Genomic DNA, 18,387 nt, shown 5'->3' with positions numbered 1-18,387 from the left:
ATTTTTTGCTATCGCTTAGTCTGGAGCTCAGTCAAAAAATGGCGATCTTCATTCCCAAACTTAGATGAGGTACCACCATATGCCAACTAAAGCTCGTTAATTTTTAATTGCCAAGGCAAATGACTATTTCAAATATTTTAAAATAGTTTCTAGACTGCTTATAAGCTTGCAAAAAATAATGCAATCGCAATGAAGTAAGCTAATATCCAAAGCCTTTGGGTTCTTTTTCTTAATAACGCTGTAATTCTCGACTAAAAAATAAATCTTGTTTTTAAGGGGATTACAGAAAAAAATGTATAAATTTTATCATCAATGAATTTTCTGCCGCATGGATACTCTGCTCATTTGAGTATGGTGGTAGTCAAATAATTTTGAGTGAGGAGGCAGCGTGGAAAAAAGTTTTAATAAATATTCTAATCTTAATAATTTTGTGGAATTTTATATATTTTTGGGCAGAGTTGCGTAAATATCGGAAAAAAGTTAAGGGGCCCAACGCAAAAAGGCAACTCTGTCCCTCGTCGTGTTCAAGCAAAAAAAGTCTTGTATTTACTGATGATTGGCTAATAGATTTTAAAGATATCGTTCTATTATCTGACCGAAAATATTTATTAAATGCTTTATAGGAGTTGAGAGTTGATTGAAAAATCTATGCCATAAAAAATAGCTCATTTGTCGGCAAGTAATAAAAGCAAAAGAAAACGTCCAAAGATTCGACTGAAAGTTTTGAATAGGACACCATAGTACTTGAGGGTAGAGTTACTACTCATAAGAGCTGTACACAGCATTATTAAACGATTGGATGGTAAGAGGAGCGTACAAAAATGGCAGAAAAAGTCCTCAAAGCAGGAATTACCCGGAAACCGGGCTGGTTGTACTACCTTGATCGTAATCTGAATGTATTTAGAGCAAAAATGGTTCGTGGTGGCGAAAAAAAAGGTCGCGGCCAAAAGCCTGAGCTGGTACTAAAATCAGGATTGCGCAGGGATGAGAACTTTCTTTATTATGTAGACAAAGCGGGAGATATAGCACGAGTGAAAGCAAGCAGAGGCGGTAGTGCCAAAAAAGGAAAAGGGAAGAAAGCTGCTGCAGTTAAGAAAGCAGCAGCAGCCAAGAAAAAATTGCAAGCTAAAAAACAGGCAGCTCTGAAGAAAAAAGTGCTTGCTAAAAAGAAAGCTGCAGAAAAGAAAAAAGCGTTGGCAGCTAAAAAAGCAGCTTTGAAGAAACGTTTAGCTGAAAGAAAGGCAAATGCTCGTAAGAAAGTAGCAGCCAAAAAGCCAGCAGCTCGCAAAAAAGTGGCAGCTAAGAAATCAGCAGCAGGCAAAAAGGTAGCAGCCAAGAAACCAGCAGCAGGCAAAAAGGTAGCAGCCAAGAAACCAGCAGCTCGCAAAAAAGTAGCAGCTAAGAAACCAGCAGCTCGCAAGAAAGTAGCAGCTAAGAAACCAGCAGCTCGCAAAAAAGTAGCAGCTAAGAAACCAGTTGCTCGCAAGAAAGTAGCAGCTAAGAAACCAGCAGCTCGCAAAAAAGTAGCAGCTAAAAAAGCTGCTCCCAAAAGAAAGCCAGTAAGAAGTGCTGCAAAATCAAGCAAGGCTAGAAGAAAGGCTGCATAATCACTTATGTTAGCAAAAAAAATTGCCGGGTATTACTCGGCATTTTTTGTAATTGATGAAAAATAATTTTATTTTGTGAAGAGAATATAAAATTTTTTCTTTGAAAAAAATATTTTTAATTCGTGGTAAAAAAATACGAAATAAATAGCTCTTTAAATATCTTAAGCAAAAAATAGCCGATGCTGATCCTCACGACTTTTGTTGGTGCTGAAGTTCTGAGGGCTTTAGTTTTTTGGAGCTCGCAATGGTGCATGAGTGCAGCCCAGTCATAAAAGAAACTGGATTATCTAGCGATAATTATTTTACAGCTATGGTGGAAGGAAAAAAAATTAGAATACCTGTGAGACGCTTGAGCGAGCAAAAAACCTTTTTTGCTATTTGTTTTGCTTTGGATTCAGATGAGATAGAGATCTCGACTGGAGCGGCATTAGCTTTGGGTAAGCTAAAAGATAAACGTGCGCTACCTTTTTTACTTAAATCATTTCTTACCACCAATTTAAAGCAGGCCCAGGCTGTCGCATGGGCACTGGGTGAATTAAAAGATACCCGTGCGCTACCTTTTCTTATTGAAGCACTGGATGCTGATTTTATATCTCAAAGCGTAATTGTTGCATTAGGAAAAATAGGAAGTTTGCAAGCATTGGAAACCTTTTTTCGACTGTTAGATGAAAGAGACGAGAAACAGCGTGCACTGATTGTGAAGGCTATTGGCCAGTTATCTTTTGAACATGAACATGCTTTAAAAAGAGAGGCTGTGACACGGCTGATGAAATGTTTAGAAAAAGAAAAATCCCGTGCTGTACGTTTGACTATTTGTGTAACTTCAGCACGTTTGGAAAAATTTTAAACTTTGGTGGATTAGAAAATCAACTTTCTGCCTAAACTTCATTTTTTATAATGCGTCAAATTGAAATAACAAAATGCTATAACTTTTGTGGAGTCGTTTATTTGATTGGCCCAAAAATTATTTTGATGAGGTTTTAAGAGTGCGTATTCAAACAACAGCGATCGAAGATAAAGAATTATCTCTGAGTGATTTGTTTATGGGTATATTTGATTGGACTCGAAGAAGATTGAGGTCGCAGTTTGACCTATCAAAAGATGATGCAGATGAAACTGAACTGATTGAAACTTTTAGACAGCATATTGGCCTTAGAGGAAGCAATCTCTGGGTCTTATTTTTTGCAATTCTCATCGCATCTGTGGGACTCAATATTAATTCTACACCTGTGGTTATTGGCGCTATGCTTATTTCCCCGCTCTTAGGGCCTATTATGGGCATTGGCTTTGGTGCTGCAATTTTAGATCTTGATATGGTACGTGAGTCATTTCGTAATTTATCAATAGCTGTTTTAACATCTGTAATTTCTTCAGCACTCTATTTTTACTTAAGTCCCTTGCATCAATCCAACTCAGAATTGCTAGCTCGTACTAGCCCTACCGCATACGATATTTTAATAGCTTTTTTTGGGGGCCTTGCTGTAAGCATAGCTTTTACCAGAAAAAATAAAACTACCAGTGTAATAATGGGGGCAGCCATTGCCACGGCTCTGATGCCACCTCTGTGCACCGCAGGCTATGGCGTGGCTCATTGGAACCTAAGGTTTTTTATTGGTGCGCTTTATTTGTTTTTCATCAATTCTACCTACATTTGTCTTGCCACCTATTTGGTAACCAGAATGATTGGAGTAAGGCAAAGGCGCCGACAAAGTGATGCAATCTGGAATAAATATTTGCCAAAAATAATTGCAGGCTTAGCGATTTTAGCGCTGCTGCCAAGCATTTATTTGGCCTACAAACTGATTCAGCATCAAATTTTTCAAGATAAAATTGACCAATTTATTAAGCATGAAATTATCGAAAATAATTTTGATCTATTGCAAAAGTCTCTCACAGAAGAAAAATCAGGTGATTATAAGTTGAGGCTTGTGGTGTTTGGAGATGGAAAGGTTGCGCTCTTAAAAGATACTCTTGCATCAAAGCTTGGGCGCTATGGGCTTGAAAACGTGCATTTGCAAATAGAAAACACTCTTTCAGAAATACCTGCCTTAGATATGTCTCAACTTAAAACGGGAGTTATTGAAGAACTTTTTGCTAAAAATGAGAACAAACTCAAAGAGCGCGAAAATCAAATAAATATTTTAGAGACAAAAATAAAAAGTTTAGAAGATGCAATTGTTAACTCACCAGAATTGTTGAAAGAATTGGCTGTAGAGCACCCCGAGCTTAAGGAACTTGTCTTGGTGAAGACCATGCAAAAAAATGGACAAGTAGAGCTTGTTGGTTATATCGAGTCCAATAGAGATATGAGTAAAATTGAAATAAACAAAGTAAAGGAATGGCTAAAAATTCGCACTAAAAGTTCAGTTATCAACGTGCTGTTTAAGGTCGTTGAATAATATTTATCATGTTGCTAGGTTCACTTTTTTTGCTGCTAAAGGGGGGAGCCTAGCAATAAATCTTAAGAACAACAGTTTTTAGAAACTATAATTTTTTTAAAAATTTTTTAGCCAAGGATTAAGTTCAATGTCTCTATTAGAAAATTACTCAGGAATTATATATTTATTTTTATTTATTCTTGGAGCTTCTTTAGGGAGTTTTGCTGGCGTTATTATTAGCCGTTGGCCATTAGGAATTTCTATTGTATGGCAAAAATCTTTTTGTGCTTCTTGTCAAAGACCTCTAAAAATATGGCATAATGTGCCAATCCTTTCATATTTATATTTAAGAGGGCGATGTGCCTTTTGTAAAAAATTTTATGGAATAAGGCCTCTTGTAATCGAACTTTTATGTGCTTTTTGTCTGCTCGCTCTTTATATAAAATTGGGCTTTAGTTTTGCTTTGCTTGAGCGTTTTATTTTCTTTTTTGTTCTCTTATGTCTTGCTTATATTGATATAGATACTTTTTGTCTGCCTTATAGCTTGCTTGCAGCATTGATAATTACTGGTGTAGTTTTCTCGATTATTTATTATTATTTCCCTAGTTTTTGGGTTGATTATTATGGACTTAAATTGCCTATCCCATTGGTATTTTCCTCGTCAGGTTTATTTTCACTTCAAGATCGGGTGCTGGGGGCACTGAGCGGTGGAGGAATTTTTGCCACTATCAATCTTGTGGCAACTTTTATTTTGCGAAAACAAAAGCGCCTTTTGTCTCATCAGTGGGCAATGGGGTGGGGTGATCCCATTTTGTTGAGTGGAATAGCTCTCTTTGTGGGGCTCAGTCATCTTTTGCTTGTAATTTTTTTAGCATCAGCCATGGGAGCTTTGCTTGGCATTCTACAAAAATTTATTCATAAAGCTAAAGAAGAAGAAAAATTTGAGGACGATGATGTAGCACAGGGCGCACTTCCCTATGGGCCCTTTTTAGCTATTGCAGGGATTTTTGTTTATTTATTGTGATCTCGTGGTGGGACAGAAGAGTCAGTGATTAAAGTGTAGCTTTTTAGCTTTAGGCTTTTCCTTAGCAAAAATTTAAAGTAAGTGGTCGGGCTTAGATATTAGATAAGAGATTTAAGGAGTGTCAGTATGTATTCAACCAGCGATTTTAGAAAAGGGCTTGCCATCATCTATGAAGGACAGCCTTATATTATTACCGAAGTTCATCATCACAAGCCAGGCAAAGGTGCTGCAGTTGTGAGAACAAAAATGCGTAATCTTTTGACTGGTGTTGCTGCCGATCCCACCTTTCGTTCGGGTGATAAAGTAGCGAGGGCAGACTTAGAAGAAAAAGAAGGACAATATCTGTACGAGAGCGATGGAAATTATCACTTCATGGACCCTGAAACATATGAACAATATCAAGTAGGTGCGTCGGTAATCGACGATAAGAAAAACTTCATGATGGAAAACATGAATGTGCAAATGCTTTTCTTTGAAGGTCGCATCATCTCTATCGAAATTCCTAACCATGTGGTCTTACAAATTATTGAATGCGCTCCAGCTGTGCGGGGGGATACTGTGAGTGGTGCCACTAAACCTGCAAAAGTTACAACTGGATATAGCTGCCAGGTGCCCCTTTTTGTTAACGAAGGCGATAAGATCCGCATCGACACAAGAACTGGGCTCTATATTGAAAGAGCGTAGAACTCGAGCCTTTGGATGTCAGATAACTATAGATCAATAATGATTACTGTCTCTTCATCCTCAGATAAATCTTGAAGATAGGCCTCATCCTCACTTTGCGGCAAGATGAATGCTCGCTCCCGAGCGTCATCCTGGGCATGAGGTTTTTTGGTGAGTTCAGCGATAATGTACGCTTCGGGGATATTGAGCTTTTCAACTTCAAAGATTGCTTTTTTAGGCTGTTTCATGACGTAACCCCGCAGCTTTTTTGAAACTTTCATCTTTATAGAACTCATTCCATAAAAATGGCGAAATAATCGGCTCTAAATTGAATCTAACATTTTCCTTTGTTTCGGCAAGAATGATAAAAATTGCCTTTTTTTGTCATATATTTTTCATGGCTTAGGTGAAACGGAACAGATCGGGTGAGTTCATTGTTTTAGCCTAAACGCTTGATTTAGTGGTAAAGCAATGTGGCGCAAGGCGAAGAAAAAACTGAACAGCCCAGTGAATTAAAATTACGTAATGCCCGTAAAAAAGGACAGGTAGCCAAAAGTGCTGATGTTGCAGCGTTCTTTAGTTTTGCCTGTGCCTTGATAGCTCTTTTATTAAGCGGTTTATGGATAATCAAAAAATTAATAACTTTTATAGTGGCGGTTTATACCGAAAGCTTCATTCGACCATACTCCATTCAACAGACACTTGGTGAGGCGTTTGATATTTGGTTGCTTATAAGTTTGCCTGTTTTGTGGGCAGCAGGCTTAGGGGGAGTGATAGGTAATGTCTGTCAATTTGGTTTTTTGGTGTCGAGCCACCCCATAAAGCCAGATATAAAAAAAATTTCCCCTCTGAAGGGTATAAAAAAAATTTTTTCAAAAGACCGCCTCTTTGAACTTATAAAGCAATTGGTGAAATTTATTATTATTGCCGTGGTTATTATTTACTCGGTAAAAGAATTTATTTTTTCCTTGAGTATATTGCATAGAGTCGAGATAAAAGAGGCAATAAAATTATCTACTGAAATAACCAAAACTATATTTTTTAAAGTTTTACTATGTTTTTTGGTGATAGCTCTTGTTGATTGGGTATGGCAAAAATTTTCATTTATTAAATCAATGAAAATGAGCAAATACGAAGTTAAAAAAGAATACAAACAACAAGAAGGAGATCCGCATCTTAAACATGAGAGAAAAAGAATTCATCAAGAGTATATCGAATCAAATAGTATAAATAACGTTTCAGATGCATCTGTGGTTATTACCAATCCGAGCCACTTAGCCATAGCTCTTAGATACCGTGACAATATTGATAATGTTCCAATTGTTATAGCGAAGGGTTTTGCAAAGAATGCACAACACATTATAAGTCAGGCTCGTGAACTTAATGTGCCGGTATTGAGAAATGTAAGTTTGGCGCGGGACCTCATTTGTTTAGATATAGACGAAGAAATTCCTGAAAAACTGTATGAAGCTGTAGCAGAGGTTCTAAGCTTTATTGTTGAGCTTGATAGGCAACATGAGAAGGGTGAGCTATGAAAATTGCGGGTGCAAAAAATTATTGGAGCTCAATCGGGTCAGTCGTAAAAGATTATCTTTCCGGAAAAAAAGAAAAACTAAACGCTAAAGGTCGCATTTCAAAATTAAAACCAGATAGACATTTTATATCGTGGCCCAGTATGCCCAAGCGACAAATTGATGCCCTTATTGGATACGATGGGCAGCCACATATTGAATTGAAACTAATTGAAAATTTTATTGCGCGTTACGATAAGCAAAAACAATTGGAAAACCATGAAGTGTACCGATCTTTAGACGAGTTTTCTATGCTTGATATGAAAAGAAAAGTTGATATCGAAAGAATGGTGAGCTTGCTCAAAGCAACGTTAGGAAATATGAAGGCTATTGGTGCACTGAATGGATCACATCACAAAGGCTAAGCCAGTGGCAAAAGAAAAACATTTACTTGAAAAACGAGAACAAGATGCTCTTTTTGCTGTCGGTTATAATTTTTTTATGCAGGGGCAGTATCGACAGGCCAAAATAATTTTTGATGGTTTGTCTGCACTGATTCCTCATGAGGAAAAATTTTTTCGTGCAGCTCAAGAGTGTAAAAGCCGCTTTAGTTACAAAAAATAGGTATTTTAAAAATTTTATTTGATGTTTTGAGTGATAACTTGAGAGCTTTTTTCAAGATGTTCAATGAACATAGAAAGAAGTTTTTGTTTTTCTTCTAATGTTTTGAATTCAAATAAGAGTTTTTGTATTAATTTTTTATTTTTATTGTTGTTTTTGGCTTTAGAAAAATCGTCAGTGATTTGTTTTTTTGATGCTCTAATGTGATTGATCTGCTGTAAGCACAGATTATTAAAGGGATCTTTTTCAAAACTATCTATCAAAGAACGAGAATTTTTGGGGCATGTGCCAGTGAGGCGTTTCACATCATTGTAGAAAAAATAGGGTGGATGATGGCGAAAAAAGCCGTCCTTGTAGAAATTTATTGGTGTCATGCTAATACCCTCTAAAACAACTATCATTTTTATGCTTTTTTTGGATTATTCATGAATGCGGGCTCCCAAAATATTAAAAATTCTTTTGACAGTTGGCGTTGGCAATTGGCAAACCCTATTAGGACAAGCGATGATTTAAAGCGCTTTATGGCTCCTGAAGTTGCTGACAAATGGCTTGATAAGAATTTTTCTTTTGCTTCTTTGCCTTTTGCCGTTACTCCATACTTTGCATCGCTGATGAATGGTCAAAGCGACTGTCCAATATTTTTTCAGGTAGTTTCAAGTAAGCAGGAACTTGCACCTGCAGACTATGAGCTCAAAGATCCGCTTGGAGAAGAACCACGCTTAAAAGTGCCCCATCTTGTTCATCGCTATCCTGATCGCGTTTTATTTTTAGCTACCGATCGCTGCGCGAGCTATTGTCGTTTTTGTACACGTAAACGATGGGTTGGGCAGGGGCCTTCACCGCAAAAAGATCAACATGAAGCAGCTTTTCGTTATATTGAGCAGCATCCCTCTATAAAAGAGATTATTTTTTCAGGAGGAGACCCGCTGGTTTTATCGAATGAGCGCTTAGATGAACTTTTTTCCAGGGCTTTTTCAATTCCGCACATTGATGTGGTGCGTATACATTCACGTATGCTTTCATTCGCGCCTATGCGAGTTGACAATGGGTTGCTTGCAGTCTTTAAAAAATATTCGCCTCTTTATTTAGTGACTCATTTTAATCACCCGAAAGAGCTGACAAGCACAAGCTTAGCATCGCTTCAATCATTACATGCTTGTGGTGTTTCATTATTAAATCAATCTGTGTTGTTGCGTGGAGTAAATGATTGTCCAAAGGTTCTTACAACTTTATTTCGCACTCTCGTTAAACATCACACAAAACCATATTATTTGCACCAATGTGATGTTGTTGAAGGAGCCCAACACTTTCGTGTACCTTTGGCTCGCTCTTTGGAGATTATGCAGTCTTTGCGTGGCCATATTTCAGGCCTTCTTATGCCAACTTTTGTGATCGATATCCCCAATGGTCATGGAAAGGTCCCGTTGGTACCAAATCCCGTTGAGGGTGAAGACGCAAAATATGTTTACTTAAAAGGATTTAAAGGCGAGGTAGCAGCTTATCCAAAGTGCTAGCTTCCTAAGCATTTTTTGGGCAGCATATCGATTCAGTCACAGAGTCCATAAGAGGCTGTAAAAAAAGTCTTTTAGGATAAATAGGTTCCCAAAATAACGTCGAGACTTGAAAGTATGACATGAGATTTTTTCGAGAGGAAATACCATGTCACACTTGTATGAAACCTGTTTATCAGATGCAGCCTGGGAAGTAATAGAGCCTATTTCTCCTGCAGATTTAAAAAATGGCAGACTTCGATTCTATAGCGTGCGAAGCATAGTTGATGCCATTTTGTATGTTTTGAAAAATGCTTGCATGTGGCGCTGTTTGCCCAATGACTTTCCTTCTCGTGGTATCGTTTATCATTACTTTCGCTGCCGGTCTATTTCTGGTTTGTAGCAGGCGTTAAATGCTGCTCTTGTAGCAATAGTGAGAAGCCGTGCAGATCGAGAACCAACTCCATCCCTTTCTTCCGTTGACTCTCAATCCCAGACGGCAGAGCCTGGGGTGTCTGGATGGAGGAAAGAAGATAAATGGAAGAAAGCGACATATTGCTGTTGACACCATGGGCCTGATGCTGCTGTGTATTTGCACTGCAGCAAATATGGCTGATAAGGTTGCCGGTGAGAGATTAGTCGTTGAGCTCAACAAGCGTGAAAACTTTCCCAGAATGGCGAAAATACTTGGTGATAATGCCTATCTAAATGTAGGTTCAAGCTTGAATGTAGGAGTAAGCACCGAAGCGGCGGAACGCCTGAAAGGACAAAAGGGATTTGTGCCACAGATATTTCGTTGGGCAGTTGAAAGAACTTTTGCCTGGTTGAATAGAAACAGGCGCCTGGTGCGAAACTATAAGAAGAATACAAAGCACCAGGAATCAATGAACTACATCGCTCATGCAAGCCTGTGCATCAAGCGATTAGAAAAGTGGCTTACCGCCTAAATTTTGATTTATTTTACAGCCTCTTAAAATTTTATTAACCCAAAACAAAATAAAACTATTATTTATATTAAAATGCCCTCCTGACGAGGGACAAAATCAGCTAAAAAAGTATTTTGGTAAATGGATAAAATTTGTTTCCTTGATGTCTAAGAATAAAATCAAAGATATAACCATTTTCCTTTAGTGCATCTAATACTAGTTTACTTTCTCCGGTATCAAATCGAGACCAGGGGAAGTATAGTAATCCGCTAAAGTGCGGAGCAAATGGCATCTTGATAGGGTCTTTTAGACATCTAATTATTTGTCTTTTTATGAACGAAAGATATTCTTCGTTAGGTTCGCTTGGTTCTAAGCTAAGATCGCTTAAAGAAAGATTTTCAAATTCAGGTAAACTTTTACCGCGATTAGTTAAATAAAAATTATCACGTAATTTTTCAAATTCAACTCTATTGCTATGTTCTTGTTTAGCTTCATAATAACCCCAATTTTTTAACCGTTCTTCGCCTTCTTCCTCGCCATAAAATTCTTTGGCTTGCTGTTCTATAATATCAATGTGTTCAGTCGAAATAAATCGGAGTAAACCTAAGTCATCAGTCAAATTATAACCATTATCCGAGTATCCAATAAGACTGCCTTTTATCCCTTTGCCCAAATGATCCACATCGATCAGGCCGAAATAATAATCACCATTTTCATTGCTGCTGTCCAAGATCAGCAGGTTGGAGCGGTGCAGGTCGCCTAGGCCATTACTGAGAAAAATAAATTTTATTAACTCTTTTATAGCTAAGTTAAGTGTTTCTCCATACTCAGAAAAGAGTTTTGCTTGATGAAAATTGTTAGTATTTTTTATAGGTAGCTTTTCTTCAATTAATAGAGCGTGATAAGGCAAGTTGTCTAATAAGAACCCAGCATAATTAGGAACTTTTAGCATTTTGATATTATTTTTATTGATAATATCTAAAGCTTTCTCCTTGGTTTTTTGATAAGTATTTAGCGTTTTTTCATCGACTAGCTTGAATATAAATTTAGGATAATCTTTCATGAGAAATACTGTTTTAGTGCCGCTCTCAACATTTTCGAATTGATCATTGTTGGGTTTGCCATCATTCAACCAATTTTTAATTTCGCTTAATAATCTTTGGTGGTTTATGTATTTATCGTCCAAAGAATTGCGAGTAAAAAAATGCTCATTGATACTCATTTGTGGTACTGAATTGCTGGCAAAGATATTACTTATTTTTGTGTTAATTTTAGTTAAAATATTTGCGTCTGATTTTCTTTGTTTTTCAAGCATGGCTCCTCCAAGTATTCTTTCTTGATTAAAGATAAGCCATTTTTTGTGCGACGTATTTATGTAAGAAATAACATCTTAAAAAGAAATATTATTATCCAGCATAAATTGTAAACCTTCATCATTAAAATCCCATATTTTTAGAATTTGAAGATCATTACCGCTTACTTTAACCATTTCATTGGTGGATTTATGAAGTATATTGAAAGTTTTAGCATCGCTAAAAAAATGATAAGGAGCATCTTCTAGCGACATGGTAATGGATGACGTCAATGGATAAATAAAATCAAACTTAGGAAAATGTTTTTCTTTATGTTTAATTATTGCTGTAGCAGTTGTTAAATATTCAACAGGTTTTGGCGGCGGAGCATAATGAATAATCATATTGAAATATCCTTTTTTTTAAGCAAGCATATCTCATGTATTATTATTAGCAATGAGCAAAAAATAAAAGGTAATGCCCCAAAATTGTTGAAATAAATTTTTCCGTAGAGTTCTTTTAAACAAGCAGTTGTACTGCGTCCTGTTTAGAGGAAGCCTATGACCGTTTATTTGCCTTTGGAATGTCCCAGTTGCCAAGAAACCAAAACCGTTGTGAAATTTGGTCGCACCACCAACAATAAACAGCGTTATCGATGCTTATTGTTGCTAGTCTTGCCAAACCTGACGACGGAATCAGTGTCTTTGCAACGAGGACATTCCAGCGGCAGGTAAACAGTCATGGCCTTCCTTCAAATCTTGTTTAAGAACAAACTCAATTTGTTAACGGACGGACCGTAGAATTTAGTTCAACAAATTTGGTCCACTACCGTTTTATTAATTCTAAAGAATGTAATGTGTTGAATTGTAAGTTTAAATGCAAAAAAATGAATTGATCATGATCTCAAGTTAAGTAAAAAAATATTTATTTGTTATGTATAAGTTATTAGTATGAGTAGTAACGAATAGGAGTTTAACTATGTTTAATATAATTAAAATGATTATTGCTTTAGGATTTTTTTGCGCTAGTTTGTCAGCGTTTAAGGTTGATGTTGCTAAAATTCCTCCAGAGTGTAGGGAGGCTGTAAAAGAGGGGCCTTCTGTATACAGTCAATGCGTAAATAATTTAAAGAATGACACGGCCAATTCTCTAAGCAATGATGAAATTGTATTTGAACAAAGTGATGCTGAAGCTCAAGAGGCGAAGTAGTAGTACATTTTGCCTCCTCTTTCGGCCCTGATATGACACTAGCATAGGGAATTCTCAGAGTGTTTTTGTGTGCACTTGTTATTTAGGGCCTTACAAAATTTTAGCTTCATACTACGAGACCGAATTCAGTAGGTATCGATGAATAATCTGGGAATACAAACGTGTATTCATTCAGATTTTGAAAAGCAAATAATTTTAAAGGTACCAAACGCTTGATTAAGGTGCTTTCCTTTTTGATTTTTGCTTATCTTGGCCACAAACACCAAGGATGCAGGAAATATCTTTTTTTATGCAAGAGCTATTAATGTTGTCGCAATAATTTTTTCCTTAATTTCTGTACCAACCAAGCTTTAGATTCATAAGCGATTACAAAAATCCTTATTACGATCGATTGGCAAAGACAGCGTAGCTTTGCGTTGTAAGTATGGCTAAGCTTAATAATTTTTCTAAGCGCCCCACTTGTTATTTGTTATTTTTTTAACGCATTATTCCTTAATATATTATTTTTTAGTGATTACAAAAATTAGAGGCACTTGTGAGGAATATTTTTTATTGTTTTGAAATATCTTTAATAGCGTTAATTTCTATGAATGCTTATTCTCAAGATATGAATGTCGATAGTGATCCTATGCAACAAATGAATATGCACAGTCTAGAAATTGAAAGTTTAAGCGATGCCGTTGAGATCTGGAAAAGTGCTAACTTTAGCGAATATGCCAAAGAATTTTTGCCTGTTTTGGAAGATATTTATGAGGGGCTAGATTATTTGAAAAATTTGGGTGAACGAAATAAATTGATAACACCTAAAAAAAAACTTATGCAAATCATTAAAATAAAACACGACGTGATGCAGTTTTTTGCAGCTTCTTTTTGTTATTTGCAAGCTTGTATTGAGCAACATATTAATGAACAAGAATTTTTGATGATGAGTAAACAAAAAACCCAAGCAATATTGAATAATCTCAATGAATATAAAGCCTGGTTAAAGCTCAATCGAGGAGCCGTAGCTCTATTTAAAAATATTTCAATCATTAAAAACGATTTATCGAACCAGCCGATAGTAATCAGTGATCGAGAGTTAGCTTTCTCATTAATTATTCTGCAAACAGATGGGCTTGTTTTGACAAGCTTGGGCAAAATTAATGACAATATATGTTCCATGCCATTTTTTTATGCAAATGATCTTGGTTTTCAGTCTCACGTAATTTTTTCATTCGAAAAATGCCTATCAAGTTTTGGTTTTCATGTGAAAAATAAAAATCAGATTCCATCTATTAGTTTGTACTCCGGTGCGTTTTCATCCAATCCTTTTAGTCTATCGCGACTTAGTTTGACTATGGCAAGAAATAAAGACGAAAACTTCCAAGAGTTCTGTAAAAACTATTGTCAAAATCTTTATTCAGATAGCGCAGGGTTCATTCCATTGTTTGAAAATGAAGAAGAAAAACATGGTTTTTTGGCTGAATTTTATAACTATTTGCTTGAAAAATTTAAGTTGACAGGTTTTATTCGTGACTCAGATGTAACTTATGAAGATAGGATAATGTTGCCTGATTTTAATACGCAAAGCAAAGAAGATTATCAGCATGCTGAGGCTGTGCAAGAGCAAGAGTGTAATTCAAAGCAAGAAGAAGAAACGTTTCTTCAATACCGCACAACACAAATTCTAGAGATCAGAAAAAGCGTACGTAAAAAAAGAGATGATTTATTTAATCAGCAAATAAAGAATAAGCATTCAGCAAAGAAAAAATATAAGAAAAAAAGACAAAAAAAGACAGGGCAAGATAATGAAAATCAGCTTCGCTTTAAGCAAGAAATAGAAAATGAAGAAAAAACCTTTTTAGACAGGGTCAACAAAGGACGTATAAAATTTCGCAAGGTAAAAACGCTAATTGGCCGTCTCTTAAAAGAAGAAAAGATTTTGCTTGAGAGCACGCAAAATGGTTCACATATTCAGTTAACCAATTTCTCCACTAAGGAGAAAATTTGCGTGGTCAAACTTCACGGTAAGAAAAACTCGCTTGCACCTAAGCAAGTGGAACAAATCTTACAAAGCATCGTGAATAAATAGCTCTTTAATTAAATCTGAAATTATCGTTTGTATGAAAATTTTACCTGCCAATGTGAGTTTAATCCGTTTTTTTCCGTGATTTTTAAAATTTTAATGTGGCTATCAGCATGCTCGTTGAGTAAATGCTCTATGTATTCATCTGATGTCACAGAGTGTCCTATTTCTTTTTTGCAAAGATGACATGACAAATAAAATGGTTTAGAACTTTGACTAAAAACATGAATTTTTTCGGCGCCGAACTGATGGGGAAGACTATTCTCTGTCGATATTGCAGATAATGAAAATACTACTCCTATAACAAGAGTAAAAAAGGTACGCATGCAAACCTCCTGCCTTTGTCTTCTTAATAAAATAAAAATAGTCTACGTATCTTTACTTTATTATTTTGTTATTAATCAAAAGAGTTTAATTTGACGGAAATATTAGCAACAGTTCTTTCATGTTAAAATTTCTTGTATTTTTTATACTTAACCCTGGGCAATCTTCAATTAGAACAAAAAATAAGCCAAGTTATTCCTTGGAGAGTCTAAAGTTCCCAATTTTTGATGATTTTCTGCTCGGATGCTCTTGTATATCTGGTATACCGCGCTTTTGTGCACGATATCCCCTGCATATTCTCTATCGCGTACTAAAATCAAACTACTTTTTAATCTAAGAGAAGAACTAATATCCCCATAACATTCATAACAAGAGGGAATCTCACGTTAGTTACTAAAAAATTAAGTTGAGATCTTTGCCATCAAGAGCAGCATAGAGGCTTGCCGATGGCATAACTTTTTTTACATAAGCGCGAGTTTGCTCAAAGGGAATACGCTCGACAAAAAATTCAGGGGGCAGATGTCCAAAACGATCAATCCATTTTTGCATCTGATGTGCACCAGCATTATAGGCAGCGATAACAAGATGGTTGCCATCGAATTGGCGTTTGAGAGTAGCAAGAAATAAAGCGCCAAGCTCTAAAGAAATTTTAGGATCTTTTAAGTGGTTGGTTGAAAATTGTTTAAGATCAAGTTTTGCAGCTAAATCGTGTGCAACAAAAGGCATCATTTGCATTAAACCTAAAGCACCACGGTAACTTTTGGCATCAGTAAGAAAAGCACTTTCTGTGTGAATGATGGCATAGAGCAAATTTTCTGGCACGTTATATTTATGGCTCATTCTTTTTATCAAGGCCTTATGAGGCAGAGGGTAAGAGGCGCGTATTTTATAATCAGTGTGAAGACTTGCATTCTTGATCGAAGTTTGAGGGTGAAGTAGATACGAGCGTTGCCACACCTCGTGGTAGTTGCCAAATTGTTGCAGCATCGCAAGTTTATCTTCATTCTTTAGTGAGCTTGCCATGACGAGGTCTCGTGCTTCATCGCCAAAACCCAAGTGATAAAGCGTATGTGCATTTTGGCAGACTGGCTTTTGACATTTGCTCGCCAATTGCGAGAGTGCATCTGCACTTAACGTTTGCCCTTTGATTTTTTTTAATCCCAAAAAATTTCTTGAAAGCATTACGTAATAGCTTGGTTGTTTTTTTTGGGCCAAGCTCCTGAGGAGTGCATCGCCAGCATTTTTTCTGTGAAGTTGATGGAGGCTGTAGCCCAAAAAATAAACGTACTTTTCATGAACACAGCTGGAAGATTTTTTTACGAGCTGTGCAAGCAGTGTTTGAGCATGATCAAAATGGCCGATAAGCATTGAGCTCAATGCTTGATACCATAAAGTTTTTTCCTTCAGTTTGCTGTCAGTTATAAGATGCTGGCACTGTTGCCATGAGTAGTTGGCCATTGAATACAAATTTGCTTCATAGAGAGAAAAGCCAACAAAAAAACAGCCTCTTTCTTTTTCTTTTTTATCGCTTGAACTCTGGGCAAAGCGCGAATAATAATCTGCAGCTTCAACAAGACGGTCAACTTTTCCTAAAGCCCATGCGTAAGTTTCTAAATCTTTGGGAGTTTTTTGTGGACTCAAAGCTCTTTGAGCAGCGCGTTCAATGCCTTGCTCGAATTTATTGTTCAGGATGAGGGATTTTACTGCAAAACTATTGTAGATGCTTTTGCGTTTTTCATCATCACTGCTTTTAAGTTCCCTAAGCGCTTGATCAGCATCGGCCACCGCTTGGTCAAATGCCATTTTGGCTATAAGTTGATTAAATCGTTTTTCATGTTCATCAATAGTAAGTTTTAAATGATGTTTACCACGAAGCTCAGTTGCTTTTTGGGCTTCAAGGGAAGTAGGAAAGCGAATAAGAAGCTGTTTAAAAACATCATCGGCCTCGTTCGTATTTCCAAGTTTGCTCAATGAAAGTGCCAGGTTAAACAAGTGGTCTTTATTTTTTGCTCCACTATCACGCAAGATTTGTCTGTGAGTTTCAACAATAGATGTATCCTCTTGTTTGGCCAGAGCAATATCAGCCAAAAGACGATGAGCTTTATTTACAAATGCGCTTGAGTGCTTGCTTTTGAGCACTGATTCAACAATTTTTTGGGCTATTTGAAGATTGCTGTTTTTGAATTCAGTTTTGGCTTTGGCAAGCATGAAATAATCTTGCAAATCGGGAAGTTTTTGAGCAGCAATTCCAAAAGAACTGGAAGCTTCATTCATGCGCCCTTGTGCCATGTATAGTTTTCCAAGCAATGCCGATTGGCATCCATACTGGGTCTGACTCAAACCAAAGCGATTTTTTAATAATTTTTCTAACTGTAATAATTCATGGGATGTGTAGTGGGAAATATTTTGAGCGAATTCCTTGGCGAGGCACGGATCGCTCGGTTTTATAATTTTTTTGGCCAAGCAAGCATTAAAAAATAGAAGCACTAGCGCAAGAGAAAAAAATATTAACCAATTTTTCATAGGTGAATAATACCCTGCCTGATTCCTTCGGTTACTGCTTCGAGACGATTATTAACGTCAAGCTTTTGATATATATGCTCAAGGTGGGTGCGAATTGTTGTCGTTGAGATTCCCAAAACCTGAGCGGCCTCTGTATTATTCAAACCTTTAGCGATAATTTGTAAACACTCAAGTTCCCTCATGCTTAAAACCATACCAAGTTCAGTTGTGCGAGTTGGTCCTTGCTTTTGTGAAAGTGAAGGAACCCCCTCTAACGGCATAGAGAAATATTTGAGCAGTTGTCGAGCAAGACTGGGTTGAATGACTGTGCCACCTTGATAAACGTCGCTCAAGGCTTCGTAGATTTTTTGAGCTTTAGCACCTTTTAAAAGATAGCCCGATGCCCCTGCTTGAATGGCCGCTAGTACATTTTTTTCATCTTCAAAAACAGTGAAAATTAAAACTTCGATATGAGAGTCCATTTCTTTGATGTGCCTGGTGACTTCGATGCCACTCATTTTTGGCAGTCCTAGGTCGCACAACACTACGTGAGGTTTTTGGGTCAATTGAGAAAGTCGCTTGATACCCTCTTCACCAGACATGGCACAGCCGACGATTTCAATATCAGGATAAACGCTGAGAAGTTTTACTTGAGCTTTTAAAATAGCCGGTTGATCTTCGATAATAAAAACACGGATGATATTCATTTTTCACCGTTAATAGAAGCGCTGCTTGGCTTAAAAAAATTATCAATCAAGACCTAACACGTTTGTAA

General features: G+C 36.7%; 21 protein-coding genes. 14 read left to right on the top strand and 7 right to left on the bottom strand.

Annotated features, from left to right (window positions below):
• Positions 1-821: 821 nt before the first annotated feature.
• From H6731_03870 to efp, 5 genes are all read left to right on the top strand, one after another.
• Complete coding sequence (locus H6731_03870; GenBank protein ID USN51555.1) at positions 822-1,607, top strand: hypothetical protein; 786 nt, start codon at positions 822-824, stop codon at positions 1,605-1,607.
• 244 nt (positions 1,608-1,851) lie between these two features.
• Entirely contained in the window at positions 1,852-2,454 is a 603-nt protein-coding gene (locus H6731_03865; protein USN51554.1) for a HEAT repeat domain-containing protein, read from the top strand.
• 139 nt (positions 2,455-2,593) lie between these two features.
• Positions 2,594-4,006 carry a DUF389 domain-containing protein gene (locus H6731_03860; protein ID USN51553.1) on the top strand — a complete coding sequence of 471 codons (1,413 nt, stop codon included), beginning with the start codon at positions 2,594-2,596 and terminating at the stop codon, positions 4,004-4,006.
• A 127-nt stretch (positions 4,007-4,133) separates the two neighbouring features.
• Entirely contained in the window at positions 4,134-5,009 is an 876-nt protein-coding gene (locus H6731_03855; GenBank protein USN51552.1) for a prepilin peptidase, read from the top strand.
• A 126-nt stretch (positions 5,010-5,135) separates the two neighbouring features.
• The gene (efp, locus tag H6731_03850) at positions 5,136-5,693 is read left to right on the top strand and encodes an elongation factor P (protein ID USN51551.1); all 558 of its coding nucleotides are present in this window, start codon (positions 5,136-5,138) and stop codon (positions 5,691-5,693) included.
• A 26-nt stretch (positions 5,694-5,719) separates the two neighbouring features.
• Here the strand turns inward: efp and H6731_03845 are convergent, their stop codons facing one another.
• Positions 5,720-5,920 (bottom strand): hypothetical protein, encoded by a 201-nt coding sequence (locus H6731_03845; protein ID USN51550.1) that lies wholly within the window; start codon positions 5,918-5,920, stop codon positions 5,720-5,722.
• A 225-nt stretch (positions 5,921-6,145) separates the two neighbouring features.
• On the opposite strand from H6731_03845, the gene H6731_03840 reads away from it, so the two are divergent.
• From H6731_03840 to H6731_03830, 3 genes are read left to right on the top strand one after another with little or no spacing between them, the layout of a single operon-like run.
• Positions 6,146-7,207 carry an EscU/YscU/HrcU family type III secretion system export apparatus switch protein gene (locus H6731_03840; GenBank protein USN51549.1) on the top strand — a complete coding sequence of 354 codons (1,062 nt, stop codon included), beginning with the start codon at positions 6,146-6,148 and terminating at the stop codon, positions 7,205-7,207.
• Positions 7,204-7,608, top strand: coding sequence for a hypothetical protein (locus tag H6731_03835; protein USN51548.1), 405 nt, complete (start codon positions 7,204-7,206; stop codon positions 7,606-7,608). The genes H6731_03840 and H6731_03835 overlap by 4 nt, the downstream gene beginning before the upstream one ends.
• Complete coding sequence (locus tag H6731_03830) at positions 7,586-7,807, top strand: hypothetical protein (protein ID USN51547.1); 222 nt, start codon at positions 7,586-7,588, stop codon at positions 7,805-7,807. Before H6731_03835 ends, H6731_03830 begins: the two co-directional genes overlap by 23 nt.
• A gap of 14 nt (positions 7,808-7,821) precedes the next feature.
• Here H6731_03830 and H6731_03825 read toward each other — a convergent pair whose 3' ends face one another.
• Positions 7,822-8,178 (bottom strand): hypothetical protein, encoded by a 357-nt coding sequence (locus H6731_03825; GenBank protein ID USN51546.1) that lies wholly within the window; start codon positions 8,176-8,178, stop codon positions 7,822-7,824.
• Between the two features lie 51 nt (positions 8,179-8,229).
• Here H6731_03825 and H6731_03820 point away from each other — a divergent pair, with 51 nt between their 5' ends.
• The 3 genes from H6731_03820 to H6731_03810 all read left to right on the top strand — a co-directional run bounded on the left by H6731_03820 (position 8,230) and on the right by H6731_03810 (position 10,241).
• Positions 8,230-9,318 carry a KamA family radical SAM protein gene (locus tag H6731_03820; GenBank protein ID USN51545.1) on the top strand — a complete coding sequence of 363 codons (1,089 nt, stop codon included), beginning with the start codon at positions 8,230-8,232 and terminating at the stop codon, positions 9,316-9,318.
• 145 nt (positions 9,319-9,463) lie between these two features.
• Entirely contained in the window at positions 9,464-9,697 is a 234-nt protein-coding gene (locus tag H6731_03815; protein USN51544.1) for a transposase, read from the top strand.
• Between the two features lie 40 nt (positions 9,698-9,737).
• The gene (locus tag H6731_03810) at positions 9,738-10,241 is read left to right on the top strand and encodes a transposase (protein USN51543.1); all 504 of its coding nucleotides are present in this window, start codon (positions 9,738-9,740) and stop codon (positions 10,239-10,241) included.
• A 100-nt stretch (positions 10,242-10,341) separates the two neighbouring features.
• Here H6731_03810 and H6731_03805 read toward each other — a convergent pair whose 3' ends face one another.
• Both H6731_03805 and H6731_03800 read right to left on the bottom strand, forming a co-directional pair.
• Positions 10,342-11,535 carry a hypothetical protein gene (locus tag H6731_03805; GenBank protein ID USN51542.1) on the bottom strand — a complete coding sequence of 398 codons (1,194 nt, stop codon included), beginning with the start codon at positions 11,533-11,535 and terminating at the stop codon, positions 10,342-10,344.
• A 75-nt stretch (positions 11,536-11,610) separates the two neighbouring features.
• Positions 11,611-11,916 (bottom strand): hypothetical protein, encoded by a 306-nt coding sequence (locus tag H6731_03800; GenBank protein USN51541.1) that lies wholly within the window; start codon positions 11,914-11,916, stop codon positions 11,611-11,613.
• A gap of 156 nt (positions 11,917-12,072) precedes the next feature.
• Here H6731_03800 and H6731_03795 point away from each other — a divergent pair, with 156 nt between their 5' ends.
• From H6731_03795 to H6731_03785, 3 genes are all read left to right on the top strand, one after another.
• Positions 12,073-12,246, top strand: coding sequence for a hypothetical protein (locus H6731_03795; GenBank protein USN51540.1), 174 nt, complete (start codon positions 12,073-12,075; stop codon positions 12,244-12,246).
• Between the two features lie 244 nt (positions 12,247-12,490).
• A complete protein-coding gene (locus tag H6731_03790) occupies positions 12,491-12,721 on the top strand; it encodes a hypothetical protein (protein ID USN51539.1) in 231 nt (76 codons plus the stop codon).
• A 535-nt stretch (positions 12,722-13,256) separates the two neighbouring features.
• A complete protein-coding gene (locus H6731_03785; protein ID USN51538.1) occupies positions 13,257-14,792 on the top strand; it encodes a type II toxin-antitoxin system HicA family toxin in 1,536 nt (511 codons plus the stop codon).
• Positions 14,793-14,812: 20 nt separating this feature from the next.
• Here the strand turns inward: H6731_03785 and H6731_03780 are convergent, their stop codons facing one another.
• The 3 genes from H6731_03780 to H6731_03770 all read right to left on the bottom strand — a co-directional run bounded on the left by H6731_03780 (position 14,813) and on the right by H6731_03770 (position 18,319).
• A complete protein-coding gene (locus tag H6731_03780) occupies positions 14,813-15,112 on the bottom strand; it encodes a hypothetical protein (protein USN51537.1) in 300 nt (99 codons plus the stop codon).
• A 391-nt stretch (positions 15,113-15,503) separates the two neighbouring features.
• Entirely contained in the window at positions 15,504-17,633 is a 2,130-nt protein-coding gene (locus H6731_03775) for a transglycosylase SLT domain-containing protein (protein ID USN51536.1), read from the bottom strand.
• Positions 17,630-18,319 carry a response regulator transcription factor gene (locus H6731_03770; GenBank protein USN51535.1) on the bottom strand — a complete coding sequence of 230 codons (690 nt, stop codon included), beginning with the start codon at positions 18,317-18,319 and terminating at the stop codon, positions 17,630-17,632. Before H6731_03770 ends, H6731_03775 begins: the two co-directional genes overlap by 4 nt.
• Positions 18,320-18,387 lie beyond the last annotated feature (68 nt).

Source organism: Myxococcales bacterium, assembly GCA_023898405.1.
In the GTDB taxonomy this organism is placed as follows: Bacteria; Myxococcota; UBA727; order UBA727; family JABDBI01.
Note: the sequence above shows the minus strand (reverse complement) of the source record. Positions and strands in the feature narration are given on the sequence as shown.